Source organism: Ruegeria sp. AA6 (genome assembly GCF_056542865.1).
In genome coordinates, this window is the sequence record NZ_JBQGAN010000018.1 from 38,973 (window position 1) to 65,311 (window position 26,339).

Here is a 26,339-nt window from a genome sequence, read left to right on the forward strand (position 1 = left end):
TATGCGACGTCTGGTCGTTTTTCTCATATCACTGGTCGGATGAATGTCGCGCCGGGCCCCTCAAATGCGCCATATGGTGTCAACTGAATTCAAGGGGAGACGCCCGGTTATGAAAACCCAAGTCAAAGCACTGGTCGTTGGCGGCGGCGCCGTCGGGACCTCGATTGCCTATCATCTGGCCAAAGCAGGCTGGGACGATGTGATGTTGATCGAACGGGACGAGCTGACGTCCGGGTCCACTTGGCACGCAGCGGGCCTGCTGCCGCTGTTCAACATGTCCTATGCGACAACGCACATCCACAAATATTCGGTGGACTTCTACAAGACGCTTGAGGAAGAAACAGGCCTGAACGCGGGCTTCGCCGTGGTCGGCAACCTGCGCATGGCGCAGACACAAGAGCGTATGGACGAATACATGCTGTATGCGTCCACCGCTGAAACCTGCGACGTTGCCTATGAATGGCTGACGCCCGAGCAGATCAAGGAACGCTGGCCGCTGATCGAAACCTCGGACCTGAAGGGCGCGATCTACCACACCGAGGACGGCTACATTAACCCTGCCGATGTGACACAGGCGATGGCAAAGGGTGCGCGTCAGCGCGGCGTTGACATCGTCCGCAAGCTGCAGGCCGACGCCTTCCACTGGAACGGTACCCACTGGGAAGTCACCTGCACCAAGATGGTCGAAAAGGGCGGCAACCTTGTTGAGAGCGACGAGCAGGTGGTGATCACCGCCGAGCATGTCGTGACCGCTTCGGGCAACCACGCGCAGCGCACCGCCAAGATGCTGGGCATCAAGATGCCTGCCATCCCGGTCGAGCACACGTTCATCGTCATGGACAAAGACCCTGAGCTGGTCAAATGGCGTGAGGCGGGCAACCCGGAACACCCCGTTGTGCGTGACGCAGACAACGAATCCTATGCACGCGAAGAGCGTGGCGGTTGGATTTTGGGCATCTATGAACACGGCGCACCGGCACGGTTCGAACACGGCGTGCCGGACAGCTTCCGCGCCGACCTGTTCCCGCTGGATCTGGACCGGATTGCGGACCAGTACATGGCGATGGCCGAACGTGTGCCTTCCTGCGCCGAATCCGGACTGAAAGACGATTTCAACGGTCCGATCTGCTATACCCCCGATGGCAACCCGCTGGTTGGTCCGGCTCCGGGCCTGCGCAACATGTGGCTGGCCGAGGGCTTCAGCTTCGGCATCACCGCTGCAGGCGGCACCGGCTATTATCTGGCTCAGATGATGGTCGATGGCGAAGCCGAGATCGACATGGCCTCGCTGGACCCCAAGCGTTACTCATCGAACTGGATGACCACCGAATTCGCGGCGCGCAAGAACGAAGAGTGCTATGAGCACGTCTACATCCTGCACCACCCGGATGAAGAGCGCGCAGCTTGCCGTCCGCTGCGCACTGTACCAGCCTACGACCGCCAGAAAGCACGAGGTGCACAGTTCGGCTGGGTGAACGGTTGGGAACGCCCGAACTACTTTGGTCCGGTTGATGCGCCGGAAAACTTCGACGAAGAAAGCCGTTCGTTCCGCCGCGGCAACTGGTGGCAGTATGCCGTCGAAGAAGCCAAAGCGATCCGCGAAGGCGTTGGCCTGATCGACGCGTCCGCCTTCACCAAGCACGTCGTCAAAGGCCCCGGAGCGACTCAGTTCCTGGATTGGTTCACCTGCAACAAGCTGCCCAAAGTCGGTCGTATCAACCTGACCTATGCGCTGACCTCGCACGGCACGACCCGCACCGAATATACCATCGTTCGCAATGGCGAGAACAACTACTACATCGTCTCCGCCGGTGCCTGGACTGAGTATGACGCCGACTATCTGCGCAAGGCAGCCGAGGACAAGATGGAGGAGTTCGGCTATATCGAAATCCAGGACGTGACCACTCAGTGGGGCGTCTTTGCCATCGCCGGACCCAAGTCGCGCGAAGTTCTGAAAGAGGTCATCAAAGACGCCGACCCGGAAACCGCTCTGTCCAACAAGCGCTTCCCGTGGCTGTCGGCTCGTCAGATCGAGCTGGGCATGTGCCCGGTCAACGCGATCCGTGTGGCTTACACTGGTGAGTTGGGTTGGGAATTGCACCACCCGATCGAGATGCAGAACTACCTGTTCGACCTGCTGGAGAAAGCCGGTGAGAAGCACGGTATGAAGCTGGTCGGTGCGCGCGCTCAGAACTGGCTGCGTCAGGAGAAATCCTATCGCGCGTTTGGCACCGAACTTGGCCGCGACGCGACCCCGCTGGAAGCCGACCTGCCGCGCTTTGTCGACCTGTCGAAAGACTTCTATGGCAAGGCGAAGCTGGAAGAGACCGGCGTGCGCGTCAAATGCTGTACCCTGCTGATCGACGGACCGGATGATGCCGACCCGTGGGGCCGCGAGGCGCTGTACACGCCGGAAGGTGAGCGTGTGGGTCGTCTGACCTCGGGTGGCTACTCGGTCGCGTTCGAGAAATCCATCGGCATGGGCTATGTGAAGCCCGAGCTGGCGGTCGAAGGCACAAAGCTGCAGGTCAAAATTCAGGACAAGCTTTGGGATGCAGTCGTCACCTGCGACAGCCCCTACGACCCCAAGAACGAAACCATCCGCAAGGACGGCTAATCCAAAGAACAGGCGGTGCGAAAGCGCCGCCTGTTTTTCATTTAGCCCGGCTTCTCGGCAATGAACGCCAGATTGTTCGCGGGCATCTCTACAGTTTCGATGACGGTCAGACCTTGCGAACGCATCAGCGTAGCAATGTCATCATCATTCTTACAGCCGATCTCGGGGTCCTGTTGGATGAGCGCATCGTGAAAGCGTTGGTCTCCGGCGCTCGTCAGCTCGCCGGATCTTTTGAACGGACCATACAAGATGAACCGACCGTTGGGCACCAACGCCTGCGCGGCCTCGGACGCCAGTATTTGCGTTTCCGGCCAGCTGATCAAATGTACCAAATTGATCAGGACGATCAGGTTCTGACCAGAAAACCCTTTGTGCCAGCCCTGAGCCGTCGCATCCAGCGCAATGGCATCGGCGACATTAGGCAAATCGGCGGCATAGGCGTCGATGCTGGCGCGCCGCTCGGCTTCGACTTCGGTCGGTTGCCAATGGAGGTCAGGCAACGACCGGGCAAAGGCGCTGACATGTTGGCCGGTGCCACTGGCGATCTCAAGCGCCTTGCCCTTGTTAGGCGCCCAGTGCAGCAGCAGGTCACACAGCGCATCGGCATTGCGGGTGGCTGCCGGGGCGACCAGCCGCCCGTCCTGACCTTCGATGGCGACGCTGGCGTTTGAAGGAAGTTTTCGTTTGCTCATCTGCGTAACCTCGTTGGGCTGAGGGCAGCGATGGTCTTGTGGTCCAGCTCGGAGGCCGTGCCGACAGTCAGATCCGCAACCAGTTGCGATGCCGCCGGAGAGGTCTGGAACCCGTACCCGCCCTGACCGGCAGACCAGATAAAGGATGGATCGATTGGATCTGGCCCAAGAACCAATGTCCCATCGGGCGTAAAGCTGCGTAAACCGGCCCAGTTTGTCTCAACCCGCGTGACCGGCTCGGTGACCATCTCTTCGTAGCGGGCCAGCCCCTCGGCCAGCACCATGTCGTCTGCATAGGCGTCATGCGGCGGCACTGGGTCGGCCTCGGATGGCGATACGATCAGCTTGCCTGCATCCGGCTTGGCGTACCACGCTTCGCCCACGCCAAATAGCATGGGCCAGCCGCTGACATCATGCCCGCCCGGAGCAGGCAGGCGCGCCATCGATCTGCGTTTTGGCGTGATGTTGATCGGGTCGATCCCGGCCATAAGGGCGATTTCATCCACCCAGGCTCCGGCGGCATTGACCAGATTGCGGGCTTCAAAGACTTCCCCAGCCACGACGATCCAGTGAGGATTCTTGTGGATGCCGGTAACCTTGGCTTTGGTCACGACCTCGCCGCCATTATTGCGAATGACCCGGGCAAAATCCTGCAGCAGCCTGTCGGTGTCGATGTCGAACGCGGACGTGCTGACGGCTGCATGGGCAACCCTATCGGGGTTCAGGATAGGCACGCGGGCAACCGCCTCGGTCGCAGGAATGACCTGCATGTTCAAGTCCGCAGCGTCCTGTTCAAAATCCGCGCGCTGATCTTTGCGGCCCACCAGCAAAATGCCCCGCGGTGTCAGATAACCACCATTATGCAGATACGCGGCACCTGCTTTATTCAAAGCAACCACCGAGGGCGGACCATAGCTTTCTTCGAACGTAGCGGCAGAGCGACCCGACGCATGATAGCCCAGTGCATCTTCGGCTTCGAGCAGTATCACGCGCCCGTGAACGGAAAGCCGGGCACCGGCGCTTAGTCCCGCGATGCCGCCACCGATGATGAGAAAATCAATCATATGTACCCTTTTGCCCGGGCGTCCCATCGAGGGACGATAGTATCTGAACATTGTCGGCAACTTTAAGCAGGCTTGAATTTATGCATCAACCCATCCAAAGAGGATCAAGCAGAAACAGGAGGGCAGGGTGAGCACCGCAGATTTACACCCGATGGCCACGGGGCATATTCCGTCCTATGTGACCCAGGCGGACGGCAGCGATTTTCTTTTGACATTCATGTTTGTTTTTACCGTTGTGGTGATCATTTTGATCGGGGTTGGATATTTCACCCTGCATTCGATCCCCGAGAAAATCGCGCATGAATCCAATCACCCTCAGTTCCAGTTGGTCGGCATTCTGGCCCTGCTGGCACTGTTCACGCATAATGGATTGTTCTGGGTCGCCGCCATTCTGGTGGCTGGGTTCCAGTTCCCCGATGTAGCCGCCCCACTAAGGGCTATTGCGGACGCAATCCGATCTTTAGGTAATCAGAATCCGCCCGAACCTGCGGCCGTTGAACCTTCCGAACCCACCGCGCAGCAGGAGCAGTAACACATGCTTGAGACTTTGATGTGCGCGCTGGTGACGGTGCTGCCCGACTATCTGTTCCGTCGTTATGTCCAAGGCAAACGGATCGGACATGAGATCACGCTGTTCACCATGTGGTACGAGCTGCGCTGGGGCCTGACCACCTGTGCCATTCTGGCGCTGACAGTGATCACCACGCTGTTTTATTTCCACCCGGCCAGCAAAACGGCGGCCTCGTATTTCCGCACCGTGACGATCCTGCCGCAACTGGGCGGGCGTGTGTCCGAAATCTATGTCCGCAACAACGAATTGGTGACTGCAGGGCAGCCGATTTTTCGGATCGAGGATTTTACCCAGACAGCCATGGTCGAAGCTGCACACGCCCAGATCGCACAGGTTCAAGCTTCGCTGAAAGTGGCCGAGACCGATCTGGCCGAGGCCGAGGCCGGAATAGCTGGCGCACGTGCCGCGCTGGATCAGTCGCTGGAAGATCTGGAACGCAACACCACGCTGCGTGACGAAGGCTCCAGCGCCGTGCGACTGGCCGAGATCGACCGGTTGGAAAATCTGGTTGCTGAACGCGAAGCTCAATTGCGCGCCGCCGAGTCCCAACGTGCCGCAGTCGTACAACAGATCGAGGAATTGATTCCCGCTCAACTGGCCAGCGCCAACGCGCAACTGGATGCGGCACTGACCGAGCTGGACAAGACCGTGATCAGTGCTGGGGTGACAGGTCGGGTCGAACAGTTCGGGCTGCAGGTTGGTGACTATGTCAGTCCTTTGCTGCGCCCGGCAGGCATTCTCGTGCCGTCACACACTGGTCACAACCGATTTCAGGCCGCGTTCAACCAGATGTCGGCGCAGGTCATTAAGCCGGGTATGATCGGGGAACTGGGCTGTATGACCAAACCTTTTACCGTGATCCCGATGGTCGTGGTTGAAGTTCAGGATGTGATCCCGTCCGGCCAAATCCGCCCTTCGGACGAGCTGCGGGATGTGCAGACGAACCGCGTGCCGGGTTCGATACTCGTTTATATGGAGCCGCTCTATAAGAACATGGCGGATGACATCCCGCCCGGAAGCAATTGTCTGGACAATGTCTATACCGATAACCACGAACGGCTAGAGCATGAAGATCTGGGCTTTTGGCAGTCGGCGGTTCTGCACGTGATCGATACGATTGGCGTTGTCCACGCAGCGGGTCTGCGTCTGCGCCTGATCCTGATGCCGGTCAATACTCTGGTCCTGACGGGCCACTAATACTGTCTGGCCGCGCACTTAGTCCGGGGTGCGGCCAGAGCTGCCACTTTCAGTCAGCGAAGCGTAGGAATAAGCCAGAACAAAGGCCGCGAAACCTGCGACGAAACTAAAGACCCAAGTATATGAGGCGGTAAGGGCGTAGACCGAACTGCCCAAGGCCATACCGACGGTGCCGCCCAACAGTTGAAATGTCATCGAAATCCCGCTGGCCTGCCCGTGCAGGTCTTGTGACACGGCAGTCATTATGGCCCGCCGGGGCGGGACAAACAGGAACGGCACGCAACATCCCCACAAAACGAATCCTGCGTAAATCAGTGCCGAAACGCCAAGGTGCATTCCCACAGCGACCGACACGATGGCCATTGTTCCCAGTGCTGTGCCTGTCAGAGACGGCCCGCGTGTACCAAATTTGTCTGCGACTTTGCCTGCTATCGGGGCCACAAATATTTGCGGGAATGCAATAGGTAACAGCGCCGCCCCGGCGGCCAGAGGTGAATAGCCGAGTTCTGCCTGAAAGTAGGACGCCCCGAAGACAAAAAGTGCGATCTTACCGAACTGCGCGGTGAATAGGATCATGTTCGAGGCTGCGAAGCCGGGATTGGAAAACAGGGATATGGCAATCAGCGGTGTTTGAAAACGTCTCTCAACCCGAACAAAAAGTGCCAGAGCCGCAATGCCTGCGAGCAATGCCAGCATCACCTCGGGCTGGGTCCAGCCGCGATCCGGGCCTTCCATGATCCCAAAAACTAACGCGGCCAAGCCAGGGACCAGCAGCGCTAAGCCACGCCAGTCAAACCCAAGCTCTGGCGGGTGCGGCGGATCACGCCAGAAGGTCCAGGCAATCGCTGCGACCACCAGAACGATCGGTGGATTGACCCAGAATATCCAGCGCCATGACAGGTATTCCGTCAGCAATCCGCCAACCAGTGGCCCAAGTGACAGGAAGACCGTCCCAATCCCTCCGTAAAGACCCAGTGCAAGGCCACGCTCTGATTCATCGAAGGATTGGACCAGAATGACCAGCGACAAAGGAAAGATTAACGCTGCCCCAAAGCCTTGGATTGCACGTGCTGCCAAAAGTGTGAAACCGCTATCAGCAAACCCGCCCATCACCGATGATACGCCAAAGATAAACAGACCCGCGCCCAGCAATAGGCGAATGCCCAAAATGTCGCCCAATCGGCCCGCAGCCCCGGCAAAGCAGGCCAGCACAAGCAGATAAATATTCACCACCCAATGCGCGTCCAGCTCCGAAAGCCTGAGGTCATCCCGAATTGTGTGCAGTGCCACGCTGACCACTGTTTCATCCAGCAGAATAACGCCAAGAATTGCCCCCATTGCACCAAGCAGCCACCATCGACTGTGGTCTTGTGCCTTGGTCTGCATCGGGCTTTTGTTCGGATTGAGGTTCACGGATTCTATCAGGGCCGGAGTGGCTCTATTCGTCAAGTTTCTAAGAAGCAAAAAAAGGGCCAGCCAAACGGCCAGCCCCTCGATGCGAATGCAGTTTGGCTTACTGCGGAATTTCGCCTTCCAGCCCTTCGACGTAGAAGTTCATGCCCGCCAGGGTGCCATCGTCGGCCACGTCACCCTCGCCCAGCCAATCGCTGCCGTCCTGCTTTTTCAGCGGGCCGGTGAACGGATGGTACTCGCCCGCAGCCATTGCGGCCTTCATCGCCAGCGCTTCTTCTTTGACGTCGGCCGGAACCGCGTCCGAGATCTCTCCGATCTCAACCATACCTTCTTTGATACCGTCCCAAGTGTTCACGGTTGCCCACGAGCCATCGATGACAGCCTGGGTACGCGCGATGTAGTAGGGCGCCCAGTTGTCAATGATCGAAGACACACGCGGGTGCGGTGCATACTCGCTCATGTCCGAGGCCTGCCCGAAGGTGATCACATTGCCTGCTTCTTGAGCGGCTGCCTGCGGCGCGGTCGAGTCGGTGTGCTGCAGGATCACGTCTGCACCCTGTTCGATCAGAACGGTGGCGGCGTCAGCCTCTTTCGCCGGGTCGAACCAAGTGTAGGCCCAAACGATCTTGAACTCGACATCCGGGTTCACCTTCTTGGCGTGGATATAGGCCGAGTTGATGCCACGGATCACTTCCGGGATCGGATAGGAACCGATGTAGCCGATGATGTTCGACTCGGTCATTTTACCGGCAATGTGGCCCTGAACCGCGCGACCTTCATAGAAGCGGGCCGAATAGACCGACACGTTGTCAGCGGTTTTATATCCGGTTGCGTGCTCGAACTTCACATTCGGGAATTTCTTCGCCACGTTGATGGTCGGGTCCATGTACCCGAACGAGGTGGTGAAGATCAGATCGGCCCCTTCCAGCGCCATCTGAGTCATGACACGCTCGGCGTCCGGGCCTTCAGGCACCGATTCAACGAAGACGGTCTCGACCTTGTCGCCAAAGTGGTCTTCCACGGCCAGACGACCCTTGTTGTGTTCATAGGTCCAGCCACCGTCGCCCACCGGGCCGACATAGACGAAACCGACCTTGGTCTTGTCTTCGGCCATGGCCCCCGAGGCCAGACCCAGCGCCATGGCGGCACTTGCCAGAAGTGTAGTGAATTTCATGTGTTACTCCCCAAGTTGGTTCAGTTGGCCTCTAGTGCGAGGCATGGAAGGTCCGGCCCAGTGAGGCAGGTGCGCTGCTCTTGTCGGCCGAAAGGATCACAAGCACAAGGATCGTGATGATATAGGGCGACATTGCCAGATACTCGACGGGAATGGCAACGCCCGCTGCCTGCAAATTAAGCTGCAACACGGTGATGCCGCCGAACAAATAGGCGCCCAGCAAGGCCCGCCAAGGTTTCCAGCTGGCGAACACCACCAGCGCCAGCGCGATCCAGCCGACACCGGCGGTCATCCCTTCGGTCCACTGCGGGACGCGGATCAGGCTGATATAGGCTCCGCCAAGGCCCGCGCATGCGCCGCCAAACAGGATCGCCATGATACGGATCTTGATGACCTTGTAGCCGAGCGCATGCGCCGCATCGTGGTTTTCGCCCACCGCGCGCAGGATCAGACCGACGCGGGTGTATTTCAGCGTGGCCCAGACGGCCGCTGTCAGGGCGATGCCGACATACAGGATCGGGTCATGCTGAAACAGGATCGGGCCGATCACCGGAATGTCGCTGATCAACGGAATATGGATGTCAGCCATATCAGGCGGTTTCACACCGACATAGCTTTGTCCCATCAGCGCGCTGAATCCCAATCCGAACAGCGTCAGCGCAAGTCCACTGGCCACTTGGTTGGCCAGCGCCACCTGCGTCAGCAATACGAACAGCAGCGACAGCGCAGCGCCACCAATGGCGGCTGCGATAAAGCCCAGCCATGGCGAGCCGGTCTCGACCGAAATCGCAAAGCCGCTGATCGCGCCCACGATCATCATGCCCTCAACGCCGAGGTTCAGGACGCCTGCTTTTTCGACCACCAATTCTCCGATTGCGGCCAACAACAGTGGGGTTGCGGCCACCATCAGCGAGGCGATCAGAAGGACGGGGTTAATTTCTCCAAGGTCCATGGTTATGCCACCTCGCTACGGGCCGCACGGATGCGGTAGTTTGTCAGAAGATCGAATGCCAGCAGGAAGAACAGAAGCATGCCCTGGAACACCTGAATGGCTGCGGCAGGCAGGCCTAGCTGAGACTGGGCGATTTCACCACCAATATAGGTCAGCGCCATCAGGCCACCGGCCAGCAGAATACCGACCGGATGCAGGCGGCCCAGAAAGGCCACGATGATCGCGGTAAAGCCGTAACCGACGTTAAAGTCGATGCTGACCACGCCCGAGGGGCCGGAGACTTCGAACATCCCCGCCAGCCCTGCCAGCGCGCCGGACAGACCCAGACAGAACAGGATCAGACGCGCCGGGTTCACACCTGCGAACTTGGCGGCCCTTGGCGCTTCGCCCGTTAGGCGGATGTGGAAACCCAGCATGTGCCGGTTCAACAGGACATAGGCAAAGATCACCGCGATCAGCGCGGTCACGACGCCCCAGTGCATCCCCGATCCGGCAATTAGTTCGGCGTTATGCGCGCTGTCATAGGATTGCAGGTTGCGTGAGCCAGGAAAACCGAACCCTTCGGGGTTTTTTAGCAGGCCCAGCGAAACCGAGGCGAGCATCTGCTCGGCGACATAGACCAGCATCAGCGACACAAGGATTTCGTTGGTTCCAAAGCGCACTTTCAGAAAAGCCGGGATCATTGCCCACAGCCAGCCGCCGAACGCGCCCGCGATCACCATGATCGGAAAGATATAAAATGCGTCTAGCGGATAGAATGCCAGGCCGGCTGCCGCGCCAAAGATAGCGCCCATGATGTATTGACCTTCGGCGCCGATATTCCAGATGCCGGCGCGAAAGCCCAGCGACAAACCAATGGCAATCAGCACCAATGGCGCGCCTTTCACCAGCAATTGCGGGCGATAATAGAATGCGAATTCGCCAAACAGTGGTTCCCAGAAAATGGTGCCGATGGCCTCAACCGGGTTCTTTCCTAGAAGGGCGAACAGAATGCCGCCAAAGGCCATCGTTGCAAGCACCGCAACCAGTGGGGTCGCGTAAGACCACGCTTTGGACGGCTGAGGCCGTTTCTCCAACACAATCATCTGCTCATACCCCCAAGTTCTTCGTCTTTTTGTAAATACTCTCGCCGAAGGCGACGGTGCAGGTCACACATGTGCCACCTCCATGCCATGGGCACCGCCCATCATCAGTCCGATCTCATCAACGGTCAGACCAGTGGTCGGACGCGGAGCGCTTAGCCGTCCTTCGTTCAGGGCCGCGAAGCTGTCCGAAATTTCCATCAACTCGTCCAAGTCCTGAGAAATGCAAATCACCGCCGTGCCCTTAGCCGCCAGATCTAGAATGGCCTGTCGGATCGATGCCGCCGCGGCGGCGTCCACACCCCAAGTCGGTTGGTTCACCACCAACACGTCTGGGTTCTGCAGCACCTCTCGACCGATGACGAATTTCTGCAGATTGCCACCGGACAGAGAACGCGCCGCATTTTCCGGTCCCGGCGTGCGGACGTCAAAGGCGCTAATGATCTTCTCGGCAAAGCTCTTGGTCTCGGCCCATTTCAGGAACCCGTTGTTTTCCAGCCCTTCGCGCACCGACCCGGTCAGCAGGGCGTTCTCGGTCAGACTCATGTCTGGCGCCGCCGCGTGGCCCAGCCGTTCTTCGGGGGCGGTGAGAACGCCTAACTTCCGACGAGCAGTCGGGCCAAGCTTTCCGATCCGTTGCCCGTTAAACTTGATCGCGTCGGCGGCTGTGATGATTTCCCCGGACAATACTCCCAGCAATTCGTCCTGCCCATTCCCGGCAACGCCGCCGATGCCCAGAACCTCTCCCTTGCGGACGGTCATATGGACGTTCTTCAGCGCGGTGCCGAATTCTGAGGGCGAAGGCACCGACAATCCGCTGACATCCAGCGCAACCCCACCGAACTCACGGCCAGAGCGTTCTGGTGTCTGCAGGGTAGACCCCACCATCATCTCTGCCATATCCCGCGCCGAGGTCTCAGAGGGTACGCATTCGCCTACATTCTTGCCCAGCCGCAGGATAGTGGCGTGGTCACACAGCGTACGGATTTCTTCCAGCTTATGCGAAATATACAGGATCGACGTTCCCTCGGATCGCAATTTGTTCAGCGTTTCAAACAGGATATCGACTTCCTGAGGGGTCAGAACCGAGGTCGGCTCGTCCATGATCAACAGCTTGGGGTCTTGCAACAGGCAACGGATGATCTCAACCCGCTGACGCTCACCGGCGGACAGATCGCCAACGGTGCGGTAAGGATCGAGCGGCAGGCCATAGGTTTCAGACACTTCGCGAATGCGCGAGGCCAGATCACCCATCGGCGGCGGGTTCTCCATCCCCAGTGCGATATTCTCGGCCACATTCAGCGCATCAAACAGCGAGAAGTGTTGGAACACCATCGCGATCCCGTCTGCGCGTGCGGCGCGGGGTTCGGGTGGCGCAAAAGGCTGACCACGCAGCAGCATCGCGCCGCTGTCGGGTTTCACCAGACCGTAGATCATTTTCACCAGCGTGGATTTCCCCGCGCCGTTTTCGCCCAACAAGGCGTGTACTTCGCCTTCACCGATGTCAAAAGACACCTGATCATTGGCCACGACGCCGGGATAGGCTTTGGTCAGCCCTTGCAAGCTTAAAAGTGGAGTGGTCACGCGCTCAGGTCCTTCTTCAACTCGTTCTGTTGGGCCGGGCGCAAGAGCTGCGCGGCGACACCAACTGCGATCATCTGCGGGTGTTTGCCCAAGCCGGGATCACCGATTGGACAGGTGATCCGGCTGATCCGTTCGGGTGAATGCCCTAGGGCCGCCAGCCGCGACCGGAATCGCGCCCATTTCGTAGCCGAGCCGATCAGGCCAGCAAAGCGGAAATCGTGCGAAAGCAGCCGGTTGCACAGCTCTAAGTCCAGAGTGTGTGAATAAGTGAGCACAAGATGCTCGGCATCGCGCGGGGCATGGCGCACCAACTCCGAAGGTTTGGCTGCCGGAACCACGGTCACTCCGGTAGGAACCGCGTCGGGAAACCGCTCGGGCCCGGTATCGACCCAGGTGATCGCAATATCGGGCAGGGGGGACAATACATCCACCAGCGCGCGTCCAACATGGCCAGCGCCCCAAATCCACAGGTTTCGCGTGGGCTTGTGGACCGGCTCAACCATCCAGCCGTCGACCAGTTGCGGTTCGGGCGCAATGCCCTGACCGCGCGCTGACGTCAGCAGGCGTTTAACCGACAGGGGCATGTCGCCGCCCGACGGAGACCGAGCGATAACGAGATCGTCGAGCGCATCCACGGCCTGTTGGTCATAAATCTCGCTCAGCAGCGAGACTGCGCCGCCGCAACACTGGCCCATATCCGGGCCGAGCGCGTGGTGGGTCAGGCAGCCTTGTACCGTCTGCGCCCGTGCGGCCTCAGCCGCTTGAAACTCCAGCGTGCCGCCACCGATGGTTCCGCTTTGCCCGTTCTCCCAAACCAGCATTGCAGCGCCAACTTCGCGTGGGGATGACCCCTTGATCGCAGCGATGACCACCCGGGTGACTTTCCCGTGGGTTTTGACCGCCTCCCTCAAAGCCTCTCGATCAAATCCCATCAGATACCTCCCTTCATCCTTTGGATGCCGCGCCAGACTTCCTCGGCCGTGGCAGGAGCGTTCAGCGCCGGGTAACTGTCGCCACAAGTTGCGACGGCGTTCGACAAAGCCAGCCACGCTGATATGCCCAGCATGAACGGTGGCTCACCCACCGCTTTCGAGCGATAGATCGTATCCTCACGGTTCTCACCATCCCAAAGTGCGACGTTGAAGATGTCGGGCCGGTCCGAGCAGGCGGGGATTTTGTAGGTCGAGGGCGCGTGCGTACGCAGATTACCCTGATCGTCCCAGACCAGTTCTTCAGTCGTGAGCCAACCCGCGCCTTGGACGTAGCCGCCTTCGACCTGACCGATATCCAAAGCCGGGTTCAGCGAGGCCCCGGCGTCATTCAGGATGTCGGTGCGCAGGATGCGATTTTCGCCGGTCAGAGTGTCCACGGCGACCTCGGTGATCGCGGCGCCGTAGGCGAAGTAAAAGAACGGACGGCCCCGGCCTTTGATCCGGTCCCATTCAATCTTGGGCGTTTTATAGAACCCCGTCGCCGACAAGCTGATGCGCCCCTGATAGGCCAATGCGGCGGCTTCGGCGAAGGTATAGCGTTCCTCTCCGACCGAAACGTATCCGTCCGCAAAGGTGACCGCTGATGGGTCGGCCTGATGGCGTTCAGCCAGATAGTTGGCCATTCGGTCGCGGATCGTATCGCAGGCGGCTTTCACGGCCATGCCATTCAGGTCGCTGCCCGAAGAGGCCGCTGTGGCCGAGGTGTTCGGCACCTTTGCGGTGTCAGTGGCGGTGATCTTCACCATCTCTAGCGGGATGCCAAAGCGCGAGGCCGCGACCTGCGCGACCTTCTGGAACAAGCCCTGACCCATCTCGGTGCCGCCATGGTTCAAGTGGACCGAGCCATCCTGATACACGTGCACCAGAGCGCCCGCTTGATTGAGGTGGGTCAGCGTGAAGGAAATTCCGAACTTGACCGGAGAAAAGGCGATGCCCTTCTTGATCACGCTGTTTTCAGCGTTCCATTTTTTAATAGCTGCCTTGCGCGCGGTATAGTCGCTGGATTTCAGCAGGGTCTCTGTCATGCCGTGCAGCTCGAAATCGCTGACCTCCATACCATAGGGCGTGGTGTTGCCGCCTGCGGGCAACGGGCGCACCGGGGCGTTACCCATTTCCACCGCACCGCGGCTGGTCAGGTCTTCGTGGGGGTCGGGGTGGCCCAGTGGTTTTTTCTGCGGTGTCCGCTCGGCCACCGGATGCGCCGGTTCATAATAGTTGCGACGGCGCAGCTCGACAGGGTCAAGCCCCAGCTCATGTGCGGCGTGATCCATCACCCGTTCGATCCCAACCATGCCCTGCGGACCGCCAAACCCGCGATAGGCGGTGGCGGATTGTGTGTTGGTCTTCAGCCGATGGCTTTCAATACGGGCATTCGGCAGCAGATACGCATTGTCCGAATGCAGCATCGCGCGGTCGGCAACGGGCAGGGACAGGTCCTGCGCCCAGCCGCAGATGGCGTGGTGGAGGAACGACACGCCCTGTATGTGGCCGTTCTCGTCAAACCCTGCTTTATATGAAATACGGAACGCATGACGCTTACCGGTGATGATCATGTCATCGTCACGGTCATAGCGCATCTTGCAGGCTTTGCCGGTCGCACGCGCTGCGACGGCGCAACCGACGGCCAACGCGTTGCCCTGACTTTCCTTGCCACCGAACCCTCCGCCCATCCGGCGTGTCTCAACCCGAACCGCATGCATCGGAACGCCCAACGCATCGGCCACCTTGTGCTGAATCTCGGTCGGGTGTTGGGTTGAACTGTGCACCAGCATATCCGCGCCCTCATTCGGCACAGCCAGAGCAGCCTGACCTTCCAGGTAAAAATGCTCCTGACCGCCGAGTTCGAATGTGCCTTCGATTACATGCACCGCGTTCGCGATGGCCGCGTCTGTGTCGCCTTTGGCATAGATACGCGGGCCGTCCTCAAACCGGCTGTCGGCGGCGAGGGCTTCTTCGACTGTCAGGATAGGGGTTTCCTCGGCATAGTCGATCTTGCCCAGGCGCGCTGCCTTGCGCGCCGCCAGGTGGCTGGTGGCGACGACCAGAAATACGGGCTGTCCGATATAGTGAACCGTGCCATCCGACAGCAACGGTTCGTCATGGATCGAGGGCGAGACGTCGTTGGCAAAGGGCAGATCATCTGCGGTCATGACCATGACGACACCTTTGGCGGCTTTCGCGGCGGACAGGTCCATCGCGGTAATTTTGCCCTTGGCAATCGGGCTCAGGCCAAATGCCAAGTGTAGCGTACCCTTGGGAGTAGGAATATCGTCCACATAGCGCGCGGTGCCAGATACATGCAGAGGCGCGGCGTCATGAGGAAGGGGTTTGGTCACGCTCATGCCGACACCTCCAGCACGTTGGTCACCTCGCCTTGGTCTTCAAGGAAATAGCGTTCCAGCATCGCTTTGGCCGTTTCCAACCGGTACGTGTCTGAGGCGCGCATGTCCGTCATAGGGGTAAAGTCGTCTGCAAAACCTGGCAAGGCGGCCTTAACGGTTTCGAGAGTCCACGGTTTTCCGACTAACGCGGCCTCAACATGCGACGCCCGTTTGGGAATCCCGGCCATACCTCCGAAGGCGATGCGTGCTTGCGAAACTTCGCCATCTGAATCAGTAATGTTGAAACACCCGCAAACAGCCGAGATGTCCTGATCGAACCGTTTGCTGAGCTTATACGCTTTCAGCCGGTCGGCCTGACGCGGGAAGCTGACGGCTTCGACGAATTCGCCGGGCGCGCGGTCTTGTTTGCCGTAGTCAAGGAAGAACTGTTCCAGCGGGATCGAACGGCGTGCATCGCCTTTGCGCAGATGCAATGTTGCACCCAACGCGATCAACGCAGGAGGGTTGTCTCCGATAGGAGAGCCATTGGCGATGTTGCCGCCGACGGTGGCCGCGTGGCGGACCTGCACGCTGGCGTAGCGACGGATCATCTCTTCGTAGGAAGGATGCAGATCGGCCAGCGCCTCTCCCATCCGGTTCATGTCGACCATGGCTCCGAAACGGATTTCGTCATCGGTGATTGTGATCTGTTTCAGGTCTTCGCAGCGGTTGAGGAAAATCACCGGGTCCAGATCGCGCAGTTGCTTCGTGACCCACAGGCCCACATCGGTCGCACCAGCGACCAGAGTTGCATCCGGGTGTTCGGCATAAACCGCCGCCAGTTCGTCGGACGAGCCGGGCAGCATTGACGAGGTCGGCGTGGCAATCGGTTTGTCCTTTACCCAAACTGGGACCGGTTGTTTTTCGGCGGCCTTAGCCGCTCGGATAATCGGTGCGTAACCTGTGCAGCGGCACAGGTTTCCCGCAAGTTGCGTATCATGGTCTGTCGCACCGTTCGCATGGCTTGCAACCATCGACATGACAAACCCCGGCGTGCAGAACCCGCATTGTGATCCGTGCAGGTCGACCATTGCCTGTTGAACCGGATGGGCCTCACCATTCGGGCCGCTGGCCCCTTCGACGGTGCGAACCGCTTTGCCATGAAGTTGCGGCAGGAACAGGATGCACGAGTTCAGCGCCTTGTGGCCGCCCTCATCCGTCACCATCACGGTGCAGGCCCCGCAATCGCCTTCGTTGCAGCCTTCCTTGGTGCCGGTCAGGCCGCGATCTTCGCGCAGCCAGTCCAGCAGGGTGGCTGTCGGATCAACATCCGCCAGTTCCACTGTCTCTCCGTTCAGAAGAAACGTGATGTTCATTCGAGAAACCCGTCGCCTTACCCGGTTGCGCCCCTTGGTGCTCTCCTTCGATGCGACGTAGAAAGAGTGCGGGCGGATAGCTTGCCTTCCGATGTTAGAAACTCCGCAGCTTCTCTGGCAAGAAAAACTGCCTATATTATGCATCATTACCCCTGCGTTACGTGAAAATGCAGGATGTCGATAACGTGCATGCGGCTGAAATTAAACCGTTTTTCCATTGTTCGGTGTGGTCGACCCCGAAGCACCTTCTGAAAAAGCCGAATAATCCGCGCTGATTTTTTAGGCGCATAATGGCGTCGGTTCTCGCTTTTGCGCGGCTGCGGGCTGGGATAGCGTAGGCTGTATGAGCTGTACTCCTCGATTCATTCACCTCCGCGTTCACACCGAATATTCTCTGCTGGAAGGCGCTGTGCGGCTGAAAAAGCTGCCCGCGCTTTGCGAGAAGATGGAGATGCCCGCCGTTGCGGTGACAGACACCAATTCGATGTTCTCGGCCCTGGAGTTTTCGGTGACGGCCAGCGGAGCAGGGGTGCAGCCGATCATGGGCTGTCAGGTCGATCTGACCTATCTGCAGGCGCAACCCGGCGAAAAGCCAAAGCTTCCCGCGCCGTTGGTGCTGCTGGCGCAGTCCGAAGTCGGGTATGAAAACCTGATGAAGCTCAGCTCATGCCTCTATGTGGACAAGGGTGGGCAACTGCCGCAGGTCACCTTGGAGGAGTTGGCAGATCGTTCGGACGGTCTTATCTGCCTGACCGGCGGACCGGACGGGCCAGTCGGGATGCTGCTGCAACAAGGTCAGCGCCCGGCGGCGGAGGCGCTGGTGGATCGGCTGGCGGTTATGTTCCCGGATCGGCTCTATATTGAACTGCAACGTCATCCCGGCGAGGCGGGCCAACCCGAAGCGGAACGTTTGACAGAACGTGGCCATGTCGAGATGGCCTATGCCAAGAACCTGCCGCTGGTTGCCACCAACGATGTCTACTTCCCAACATCGGATATGTACGAGGCCCATGACGCCCTGATCTGTATTTCAGAGGGTGCCTATGTCGACCAGCAAGAGGGCCGCCGTCGCCTGACTGCGCAGCACTACTTCAAGTCGCAACAGGAAATGGTGACTCTGTTCGCCGATTTGCCTGAGGCAATTGAGAACACGGTTGAGATAGCACAGCGTTGCGCCTTTATGGCCTATCGCCGTGATCCGATCCTGCCGAAATTCGCCGATGATGAGGTCGCCGAACTGCGCCGCATTGCCAATGAAGGCTTGCAGAAACGTCTGGCCGTGATCCCGCATGCGGTGTCGCCCGAGGAATATCAGCAACGGCTGGATTTCGAGCTGGGCATCATCGAAGGCATGGGCTTTCCCGGCTATTTCCTGATCGTTGCGGACTTTATCCAATGGGCCAAGGATCACGACATCCCGGTGGGGCCGGGGCGCGGGTCGGGTGCGGGCTCCTTGGTGGCCTATGCGCTTACAATCACCGACCTTGATCCGTTGCGCTATTCGCTGCTGTTCGAACGGTTCCTGAACCCTGAGCGGGTTTCGATGCCCGACTTCGACATCGACTTCTGCATGGATCGCCGCGAAGAGGTGATCCGCTATGTGCAGCAGAAATACGGGCGCGACAAGGTGGGGCAGATCATCACCTTTGGTGCGTTGCTGTCGAAGGCCGCAGTGCGCGACATTGGCCGGGTGCTGCAGATGCCATACGGGCAGGTCGATCGCCTGTCCAAGATGATCCCGGTCGAAGGCGTCAAACCCGTTTCCATCGAAAAGGCGCTGAAAGACGAACCGCGGCTGCGCGAAGAGGCGCGGAATGAAGAGGTGGTGGACCGCCTGCTCACTTACGGCCAACAGGTCGAAGGTCTGCTGCGCAACGCCTCAACTCACGCGGCGGGCGTTGTGATCGGGGACCGCCCGCTGGACGCGTTGGTGCCGCTTTATCAGGATCCGCGTTCGGACATGCCTGCGACCCAATTCAATATGAAATGGGTCGAACAGGCTGGGTTGGTGAAGTTCGACTTTCTGGGTCTGAAAACGTTGACGGTGATCCAGAACGCGATGGACATCATCTTCAAGTCAGGTCGCCCTTTGCATGTGGCTGCTGACGGCACCGAGCTTTATGAGCCAGCCGAAGGGGCTGAAAACCAGATTAACGCCATCCCGCTGGATGATGAGGCGACGTACAAGCTCTATTCAGCAGCAAAGACGGTGGCGGTGTTCCAGGTAGAATCCTCGGGTATGATGGATGCGCTTAAACGCATGAAACCCACTTGTATCGAGGATATTGTGGCCCTTGTGGCGCTGTATCGCCCCGGTCCGATGGAGAACATCCCGACCTATTGCGAGGTCAAGAACGGGCTGCGCGAGATCACATCCGTTCACCCGCTGATCGACCATATCCTTGAGGAGACGCAGGGCATCATCGTTTATCAGGAACAGGTGATGCAGATCGCGCAGGTCATGGCCGGGTACTCGTTGGGTGGCGCTGACCTGCTGCGCCGCGCGATGGGTAAGAAGATCAAAGAGGCGATGGATGCCGAACGCCCAAAATTCGAAAAAGGCGCGGGTGAGAATGGCGTAGATGCCAAGAAAGCCTCCGAGGTGTTCGACCTGCTGGAGAAATTCGCCAACTACGGCTTTAACAAATCCCACGCCGCAGCCTATGCGGTGGTCAGTTATCAGACCGGCTGGCTAAAGGCGAACCATCCGGTCGAGTTCATGGCGGGTGTCATGAACTGCGATATCCATCTGACTGATAAGCTGGCGGTTTACTTCGAGGAAGTCCGCAAGGGGCTGGAATTACCCTATGTGCCGCCCTGTGTGAACCGGTCACTAGCGACCTTTGATGTCGTGAACGGTGAGCTTGTCTATGCGCTGGGCGCACTCAAGAACGTGGGCGTCGAGGCGATGAACCTTGTGGTTGAAGGGCGTGGAGACAAGCCGTTTGTAAACCTGTTCGATTTCGCCCGCCGGGTTGATCTGAAGAAGGTCGGCAAACGGCCAATGGAAATGCTGGCCCGAGCAGGGGCGTTCGATCAGCTCGACAAGAACCGGCGCCGCGTGTTCGAAAGCCTCGATCCGCTGGTGCAGTATTCGGCGGCGATCCACGATCAGAAAAACTCGAACCAGGTATCTCTGTTTGGTGAGGCCGGTGACGACCTGCCGGAACCCCGCCTGTCGCCCACACCCGACTGGTTGCCTGCGGAGCGTCTGAGTGAAGAATTCAAGGCCATCGGCTTTTACCTCTCCGGCCACCCGCTGGATGACTATATGCCCGCGTTGAAACGCAAAAAGGTGATGACACTGGACGAGGTGACGGAAAAGGCGCGCTCGGGTCCGTTCATCGCCAAGATGGCCGGTGTAGTTTCGGGTCGGCAGGAACGGAAATCGGCCAAGGGTAACCGCTTTGCCTTTGCGCAACTGTCTGATCCGACCGGGGCTTACGAGGTCACGCTGTTCTCGGAAACGCTGGAGAAATCGCGCGAGTTTCTGGAAACAGGCGCTCAGGTGGTCCTATCTGCCGAGGCGACGATGGAATCCGATCAGCTGAAACTGCTGGCCCGATCAGTGGGGCCGGCGGACTCGGTCGTGGCCGAGGCGGGCGCGACGGGCTTGCGGATCTTCGTGGACGTGCCCGAGGTGTTGCCAACCGTTGCCAAGGTGCTTGAAGATGCCGCCGGAGCCGCCAAGCGAGCAGCCAAGGGGCCGATTCACATCTGCCTGCTGGACCCTGGCCTGCCGGGCGATGTCGAGATGGACTTGGGGCAGGACTTTCCGATCAACCCGCAGATCAAGGGCGCGATCAAATCGCTGGACGGCGTGACTTTGGTCGAGGAAATCTGACCCACCCGTTTGTTGCCACAGCGTTTTTGCGCCGCTAGGCTGAGGGCATGCCCCGTTGCGGGGCGTGTCGCGGGAGAGCACAGATATGGCAATTTCAGCTATTGGTTTGAGAACACTGGTCGTCGCAGTAACGACATCGCTGGTTTTGGCATCGGCCGGATGGGCGGATGACAAAGACGACAAGAAGAAAAAACAAACGATAGAAGGCGCTTTGATCGGCGCTGGCGTGGGCGCGTTGATAGGTGATGGCAAGGGTGCCGCAATCGGTGGCGTTGCCGGGGCCATAATCGGACATAACTGGAAGTGAGTGCGATGCGGTGTTTTAGTCTCAGAATGTCCCTTTGCGCTGCAATCCTTATGGCGCCGTGTGTGGCGACTGCCGATGACGCGGCCGATCAGATGGTTCAGGACGCATTGCCTTTGATGCATTATACCTGCGCCTCGATCGCCGAAGAGGCGGACGGGGACGAAGCTTTTGTCGTGGCCGTTGTCGAAAAGTTGACAGCTCTGTCGCTGTATAATCGCCAGATCAATATCGAAGATCACGCGACCACTGACGAGGAAAAGGCCCAGCTGCGTGAAACCTTCATAGCCGCGCTGTCTGAAGGATGCGCCGCAGACAAGGATGCCCTTTTGGGTGGCGTGGTCGACAACGCGGTGAAGACGACTTTGGGTTTGTGACTGGCTTGCGGGTTGGGCGTGCTAGAGCGTGCCCACCGCGCAGCGGACCAGCCCCCATCCCTTGTCCATCCCGGCGGATTTGAGGCCAGTGACAAGGCGATCCGACAGGAACAGCAGTGAGGGCACTTTCGGGTCCAGCCAGATATCCGGGCCGTTGAGGACATCGGGGGCTACAACGAGTTGGCCCTCCTTGTGATGGCTAGGTAAATAGACGACACCGTTTGCGATACTCGTAAGAGGCGCATTAACTTCACCCTCCGGCGCAAGCGCCTCGTAGTTACCCATCGACCGTTTGTTGCCGACATTCAGAAGGTAGTAGGGCTCGGACGTCGTCAGTCGCGTTTCATCTGAGTCCATGAGTGTGAGCGGGTGAAAGACTGTTTCTCCCAGTTCGAACCGTTCAAGAACAGCTTTCGCGGTTTCCGAAATCAAGGGATAGCCACCTCCTGAGATGAACGGAGGTGGCGTATATTCGGGATGGGCGTTGAAATACCAAAGGTCGCCAACCTGCTCTTTGGTCAGGATTTCCCCGCGCTTCCAGCCGAGATCGGACTCGCGCACCATCCTCTTGGACCATTCGACCACTTCTGGAGTTTGCTTCAAGCGCCAGTCGCTGTACTCTTTGCGGAGTACTGCCTGAACAGCATTGATGCTGTTTACAGTCGTAGAAATCCACACACAGGGCTCAGCGCTCGGGTCGCTCGCCATCCGTCAAACCTCAATAATGCGGCGGGCGTTCGTCTCCGAAGACGACTCCGCCCGATCCTTCCTGCGCCCGTTCGGCTTCGCGCTGCAACAGCATCTCGACCCGGCGGGTCAGGCGGTCGATCTCGCCCTGCTGGCGGGTGACGACGGTGTTCAGCTCTTCAACTGTGCGGGTCAGATGGGCGATCTGTTCTTCCAGATGCTGCATGGGGGACTCCTGTGTCTTGCGCCGGTCATAGCGACCCTGTGACGCCAAGGCCAGCGAAAGCGCGCCTTGCCCCGATGCGGGCCATGGGATAGACCGCGCGCGGAACATGAAAATCCCAAGGACGCCCCACATGGCCAAGCCCAAGAAACAGCCCCGCCCCAAGGCAATTACGCCCAAAGGGTTCCGCGACTATTTCGGCCAGGAAGTCTCGCAGCGCACCGAGATGCTGCGGACGATTGCGGGTGTTTATCATCGTTACGGGTTTGATGCGTTAGAGAGCAGCGCGGTTGAAACCGTCGAAGCGCTGGGCAAGTTCTTGCCCGACGTGGATCGCCCGAACGAAGGCGTGTTCGCGTGGCAGGAGTTTGACGAAAGTGGCAACGGTGACTGGATGGCCCTGCGCTATGACCTGACCGCGCCTTTGGCCCGCGTCTATGCGCAGCACCGCAACGATCTGCCGACGCCTTATCGCCGCTATGCAATGGGTCCGGTCTGGCGCAACGAAAAGCCGGGGCCAGGGCGGTATCGTCAGTTTTATCAGTGTGATGCGGATACTGTCGGCACGGCCTCGATGGCCGCAGATGCCGAGATCTGCGCGATGCTGTCGGATACGTTGGAAACCGTTGGCATTCCGCGCGGTGACTATCTGGTGCGCGTCAACAACCGCAAGGTACTGAACGGGGTGCTCGAAGCAATGGGTCTGGGCGAAGACGCCGCCGCTCGGGACAACGTTCTGCGCACCATCGACAAGTTCGACAAGGTGGGCGAGGCCGGCGTGCGCGAGTTGCTGACCAAGGGCCGCCTGGATGCCTCGGGGGCGTTTATTGACGGTGTGGGTCTGAGTGACGATCAGGCCGAGCCAGTGATCGCCTTCCTGACCTCCAAGGCTGCTGACACTGCCGGAACGCTTGCAAACCTGCGCGCCGCGGTGGGCGACAGCAAGACCGGCGCCGACGGGATTGCCGAGTTGGAACAGATCGGTTCGCTGCTGGATGCGGGCGGTTACGGTTCGGACCGGATAGAGATTGATCCGTCCGTTGTACGTGGTCTCGGTTATTACACCGGCCCGGTTTACGAGGCCGAACTGACCTTTGAGATCTTCGACGAAAAGGGCCGTAAGCGGCAGTTCGGGTCGGTTTCGGGCGGCGGTCGTTACGACGATCTGGTCAAGCGCTTTACTGGGCAGGAAGTTCCTGCAACTGGTGTGTCCATCGGTGTTGACCGCCTGTTGGCCGCCCTGCGCGAAAAGGGCAGGATTGCCGCGCAGGCGACGGGTCCGGTTGTTGTCACCGTCATGGACCGAGACCGCATGGCCGACTATCAGGCGATGGTGGCGGAACTGCGCAACGGGGGTATCCGGGCCGAGGTCTATTTGGGTAACCCCAAGAACTTTGGCAACCAGTTGAAATACGCAGACAAGCGGAACTCGCCCATCGCGGTCATCGAAGGTGGCGACGAAAAGGCCAACGGAATCGTTCAGATCAAGGACCTGATCCTGGGCGCCAAGATCGCCGAAAGCGCCACCCTGGAGGAATGGAAAGAGCGCCCCAGCCAGTTCGAAGTGCCGCGCGGTGATCTGGTCGCCAAGGTGCGCGAAATTCTGGACAGTCAGGACTGAGCCATGGCCAACCGCTCCCAGATACAAGCCCGCGCCGCGATGATGCGAGTCCGGTTCGAGGCCGCAGGCGCACAGGTTGTCGATCCGCCTCTGTTGCAGCCAGCTGAAACGCTGCTGGACCTCTATGGCGAAGACATTCGTGCCCGTGCCTATGTGACATCGGATGCGCTACGCGGTGAACAGATGCTACGCCCGGATTTCACTCTGCCTGTGGTGCAGATGCACATGAGCGAAGGTGCCGAGCCTGCACGTTATACCTATTCCGGTGAGGTGTTTCGCCGTCAGGAACACGACCCGGATCGTTCGAACGAATATATTCAGGTCGGCTATGAGGTCTTTGACCGCAAGGACCCTGCCGGTGCCGATGCCGAAGTGTTTTCGCTGTTTGCGCTGCAGTTGCGAGGGCTGCCCTTGCGTGCTGCGACAGGTGATATCGGTATCCTGACTGCCGCTGTTGCCGGTTTGAAAACGACTGAGCGTCGTAAAACTGCACTGATGCGGCATCTGTGGCGCCCACGCCGGTTCCGGGTTTTGCTGGATCGTTTTGCCGGTCGAAAACCAGCGCCCGAGGGACGTGATGCCCTGCTGGACGCCAAAGACCCGTTGGCCGTTGACGTTCCCATGATCGGCAAGCGCCGCGCGGCTGAGATCGAGGCGCGGATCGAGGCGTTGCGCGAAGACCGCGATGCCGCTCCGATCTCGGACAACGAACTCGTCGGGTTTGAAACGTTGTTGAACGTCCGTGAGACCATGCCCTTTGCGCTGGAACAGTTGCGAGACGTGGCGGTGGACCTGCCGCAAATCACTCCGGCATTGGATCGGCTCGAAGCGCGAGTCGCCGCATTGCAGGCACGTGGCGTGGATGTTGAGCGGTTGGATTTCGAGGCGTCCTATGGACGGACGTCGATGGAATATTACGACGGATTTGTGTTCGGTTTTTATGCCGAAGGGCGCCCCGATCTGCCCCCGATTGCCACTGGCGGTCGCTATGATGCATTGACCCGGCAGTTGGGCAATGGTGCGGAAATCCCGGCGGTGGGCGGCGTCCTGCGTCCTGACCTGATGCTGGAAATCGAGGAGGCCGCACAATGAGCCTGAAACTGGGCGTGCCCTCGAAGGGCCGGTTAATGGAAAAGACCTTTTCGTGGTTCGAAAAGCGCGGCATCACACTGTCGCGCAGCGGATCGGATCGGGAGTATGCAGGCAAGGTTGAAGGCATCGATGGGGTGTCGCTGATCCTGCTTTCCGCCGGGGAAATCCCGCGCGAACTGGCCGCTGGGCGCATTCACTTGGGCGTCACTGGCATCGACCTGGTGCATGAGAAATTGCCGCGCTGGGAACAGCAGGTCGAAGAGGTTTCGCAGCTTGGTTTCGGCAAGGCTGACCTGATCATCGCGACACCTGCCTGCTGGGTTGATGTAGACACGCTGGACGACTTGGATGCAGCGGCAGCGGCCTTTCGCAAGACTCACGGTCACCGTTTGCGGATCGCGACCAAGTACCACCGGCTGGTGCGAGAATTTCTGACCGATGCGGGGGTGGCGGATTACACCCTAGTCGACAGTCAGGGTGCGACGGAAGGCACAGTGATGAACGAAACCGCCGAGGCGATCGCGGACATCACCTCGACGGGTGAGACCCTTCGCGCCAATCACCTGAAAATCCTGGCCGATGGCTTGGTATTGCGGTCGCAAGCAACGCTGTGGCGCAGTCGGGTGGCCAGTTACAACGCTGATGACAAGGCGGTTTTGTCTGATCTTCTGGACCGCTTGGGCTGACTACAGCACACCGATTTCTGCCAACGCTCGGTTCAGGTCGTCGGGCAGGGCATCGTCCTGCTCGCGTCCTTTGGGGAGGTCGGCGGGGGTATCCTCGGGTTTTAGATAACGCCAACCCTGGAATGGGCGTTTCAGGGCAGTCTGTGTGCGATGCACCTCGGGGTCTAGCACGATAGCGCAGCGGCGGATGCCGTCTTCGCCGCGCACCTCGTCCAAACGCAGGATGCGCTGGCGGCACTGGATGACGCCCTTGATCACCCAATAGATTGATCCGCCGTTTAGAATCTCGGCCTCGCGCTTCGGCCACATGCGGGTAACATGGCGCGGGTTGCCGTCCTCGTACAGCGGTTTGCGGCTGTCCTGCCACGCGATCAGAGTGTCGACGCTTTCCGATCCGACGGAGAGTTTTATGAGATTTACGAACTTATCCACAGCTTTCCCACAGAGTCGTCCCGAGGCGTATCTTTATA

The 26,339-nt window shown here is 59.3% G+C and carries 22 protein-coding genes; 9 read left to right on the plus strand and 13 right to left on the minus strand.

All coding sequences use genetic code 11. The annotated features are described in order from the left end of the window. Positions 1-109 precede the first annotated feature (109 nt). Positions 110-2,617, plus strand: a complete 2,508-nt coding sequence (locus ACR0LN_RS18080; protein ID WP_480431617.1) for a GcvT family protein — start codon at positions 110-112, stop codon at positions 2,615-2,617. A 41-nt stretch (positions 2,618-2,658) separates the two neighbouring features. Here ACR0LN_RS18080 and ACR0LN_RS18085 read toward each other — a convergent pair whose 3' ends face one another. After that, the gene (locus ACR0LN_RS18085; protein ID WP_480431619.1) at positions 2,659-3,309 is read right to left on the minus strand and encodes a DUF938 domain-containing protein; all 651 of its coding nucleotides are present in this window, start codon (positions 3,307-3,309) and stop codon (positions 2,659-2,661) included. Then, on the minus strand, positions 3,306-4,373 hold the full coding sequence (locus ACR0LN_RS18090) for an NAD(P)/FAD-dependent oxidoreductase (RefSeq protein WP_480431621.1): 1,068 nt from the start codon (positions 4,371-4,373) through the stop codon (positions 3,306-3,308). Before ACR0LN_RS18090 ends, ACR0LN_RS18085 begins: the two co-directional genes overlap by 4 nt. A 151-nt stretch (positions 4,374-4,524) precedes the next feature. Between ACR0LN_RS18090 and ACR0LN_RS18095 the strand changes: the two genes are divergently transcribed. Both ACR0LN_RS18095 and ACR0LN_RS18100 read left to right on the plus strand, forming a co-directional pair. Continuing rightward, complete coding sequence (locus ACR0LN_RS18095; RefSeq protein ID WP_480431660.1) at positions 4,525-4,905, plus strand: hypothetical protein; 381 nt, start codon at positions 4,525-4,527, stop codon at positions 4,903-4,905. 3 nt (positions 4,906-4,908) lie between these two features. Further along, complete coding sequence (locus ACR0LN_RS18100) at positions 4,909-6,141, plus strand: HlyD family secretion protein (protein ID WP_480431623.1); 1,233 nt, start codon at positions 4,909-4,911, stop codon at positions 6,139-6,141. Between the two features lie 18 nt (positions 6,142-6,159). Here ACR0LN_RS18100 and ACR0LN_RS18105 read toward each other — a convergent pair whose 3' ends face one another. The 8 genes from ACR0LN_RS18105 to xdhA all read right to left on the minus strand — a co-directional run bounded on the left by ACR0LN_RS18105 (position 6,160) and on the right by xdhA (position 17,035). Further along, a complete protein-coding gene (locus ACR0LN_RS18105) occupies positions 6,160-7,554 on the minus strand; it encodes an MFS transporter (protein WP_480431624.1) in 1,395 nt (464 codons plus the stop codon). A gap of 100 nt (positions 7,555-7,654) precedes the next feature. Next, positions 7,655-8,728, minus strand: coding sequence for a BMP family ABC transporter substrate-binding protein (locus ACR0LN_RS18110; protein WP_480431626.1), 1,074 nt, complete (start codon positions 8,726-8,728; stop codon positions 7,655-7,657). 31 nt (positions 8,729-8,759) lie between these two features. Next, the gene (locus tag ACR0LN_RS18115; RefSeq protein ID WP_480431627.1) at positions 8,760-9,680 is read right to left on the minus strand and encodes an ABC transporter permease; all 921 of its coding nucleotides are present in this window, start codon (positions 9,678-9,680) and stop codon (positions 8,760-8,762) included. Positions 9,681-9,682: 2 nt separating this feature from the next. After that, the gene (locus ACR0LN_RS18120; RefSeq protein ID WP_480431629.1) at positions 9,683-10,765 is read right to left on the minus strand and encodes an ABC transporter permease; all 1,083 of its coding nucleotides are present in this window, start codon (positions 10,763-10,765) and stop codon (positions 9,683-9,685) included. Between the two features lie 63 nt (positions 10,766-10,828). Then, complete coding sequence (locus ACR0LN_RS18125) at positions 10,829-12,346, minus strand: ABC transporter ATP-binding protein (protein ID WP_480431630.1); 1,518 nt, start codon at positions 12,344-12,346, stop codon at positions 10,829-10,831. After that, positions 12,343-13,278 carry a xanthine dehydrogenase accessory protein XdhC gene (gene xdhC, locus ACR0LN_RS18130; protein ID WP_480431632.1) on the minus strand — a complete coding sequence of 312 codons (936 nt, stop codon included), beginning with the start codon at positions 13,276-13,278 and terminating at the stop codon, positions 12,343-12,345. The genes ACR0LN_RS18125 and xdhC overlap by 4 nt, the downstream gene beginning before the upstream one ends. After that, positions 13,278-15,680, minus strand: a complete 2,403-nt coding sequence (gene xdhB, locus ACR0LN_RS18135; RefSeq protein WP_480431634.1) for a xanthine dehydrogenase molybdopterin binding subunit — start codon at positions 15,678-15,680, stop codon at positions 13,278-13,280. Before xdhB ends, xdhC begins: the two co-directional genes overlap by 1 nt. Further along, positions 15,677-17,035 (minus strand): xanthine dehydrogenase small subunit, encoded by a 1,359-nt coding sequence (xdhA, locus tag ACR0LN_RS18140; RefSeq protein ID WP_480431636.1) that lies wholly within the window; start codon positions 17,033-17,035, stop codon positions 15,677-15,679. Before xdhA ends, xdhB begins: the two co-directional genes overlap by 4 nt. A gap of 343 nt (positions 17,036-17,378) precedes the next feature. Here xdhA and dnaE point away from each other — a divergent pair, with 343 nt between their 5' ends. The 3 genes from dnaE (at position 17,379) to ACR0LN_RS18155 (ending at position 21,560) form a co-directional block, all read left to right on the plus strand. Next, complete coding sequence (dnaE, locus tag ACR0LN_RS18145) at positions 17,379-20,879, plus strand: DNA polymerase III subunit alpha (protein WP_480431638.1); 3,501 nt, start codon at positions 17,379-17,381, stop codon at positions 20,877-20,879. A gap of 85 nt (positions 20,880-20,964) precedes the next feature. After that, positions 20,965-21,186: a YMGG-like glycine zipper-containing protein gene (locus tag ACR0LN_RS18150; RefSeq protein ID WP_480431639.1), complete on the plus strand. Its 222-nt coding sequence runs from the start codon at positions 20,965-20,967 to the stop codon at positions 21,184-21,186. A gap of 62 nt (positions 21,187-21,248) precedes the next feature. After that, complete coding sequence (locus ACR0LN_RS18155; protein WP_480431641.1) at positions 21,249-21,560, plus strand: hypothetical protein; 312 nt, start codon at positions 21,249-21,251, stop codon at positions 21,558-21,560. Positions 21,561-21,581: 21 nt separating this feature from the next. On the opposite strand, the gene ACR0LN_RS18160 is transcribed toward ACR0LN_RS18155, so the two are convergent. Continuing rightward, complete coding sequence (locus tag ACR0LN_RS18160) at positions 21,582-22,163, minus strand: imm11 family protein (protein WP_480431643.1); 582 nt, start codon at positions 22,161-22,163, stop codon at positions 21,582-21,584. Positions 22,164-22,278: 115 nt separating this feature from the next. Next, positions 22,279-22,473 (minus strand): SlyX family protein, encoded by a 195-nt coding sequence (locus tag ACR0LN_RS18165; RefSeq protein WP_170573549.1) that lies wholly within the window; start codon positions 22,471-22,473, stop codon positions 22,279-22,281. Between the two features lie 130 nt (positions 22,474-22,603). Here ACR0LN_RS18165 and hisS point away from each other — a divergent pair, with 130 nt between their 5' ends. From hisS to hisG, 3 genes are read left to right on the plus strand one after another with little or no spacing between them, the layout of a single operon-like run. Further along, a complete protein-coding gene (hisS, locus tag ACR0LN_RS18170; RefSeq protein ID WP_480431644.1) occupies positions 22,604-24,091 on the plus strand; it encodes a histidine--tRNA ligase in 1,488 nt (495 codons plus the stop codon). A gap of 3 nt (positions 24,092-24,094) precedes the next feature. Next, positions 24,095-25,183: an ATP phosphoribosyltransferase regulatory subunit gene (locus ACR0LN_RS18175; protein WP_480431646.1), complete on the plus strand. Its 1,089-nt coding sequence runs from the start codon at positions 24,095-24,097 to the stop codon at positions 25,181-25,183. Next, complete coding sequence (hisG, locus tag ACR0LN_RS18180; RefSeq protein ID WP_480431648.1) at positions 25,180-25,869, plus strand: ATP phosphoribosyltransferase; 690 nt, start codon at positions 25,180-25,182, stop codon at positions 25,867-25,869. Before ACR0LN_RS18175 ends, hisG begins: the two co-directional genes overlap by 4 nt. On the opposite strand, the gene ACR0LN_RS18185 is transcribed toward hisG, so the two are convergent. After that, a complete protein-coding gene (locus tag ACR0LN_RS18185; protein ID WP_480431649.1) occupies positions 25,870-26,301 on the minus strand; it encodes a DUF1489 family protein in 432 nt (143 codons plus the stop codon). Between the last annotated feature and the right edge of the window lie 38 nt (positions 26,302-26,339).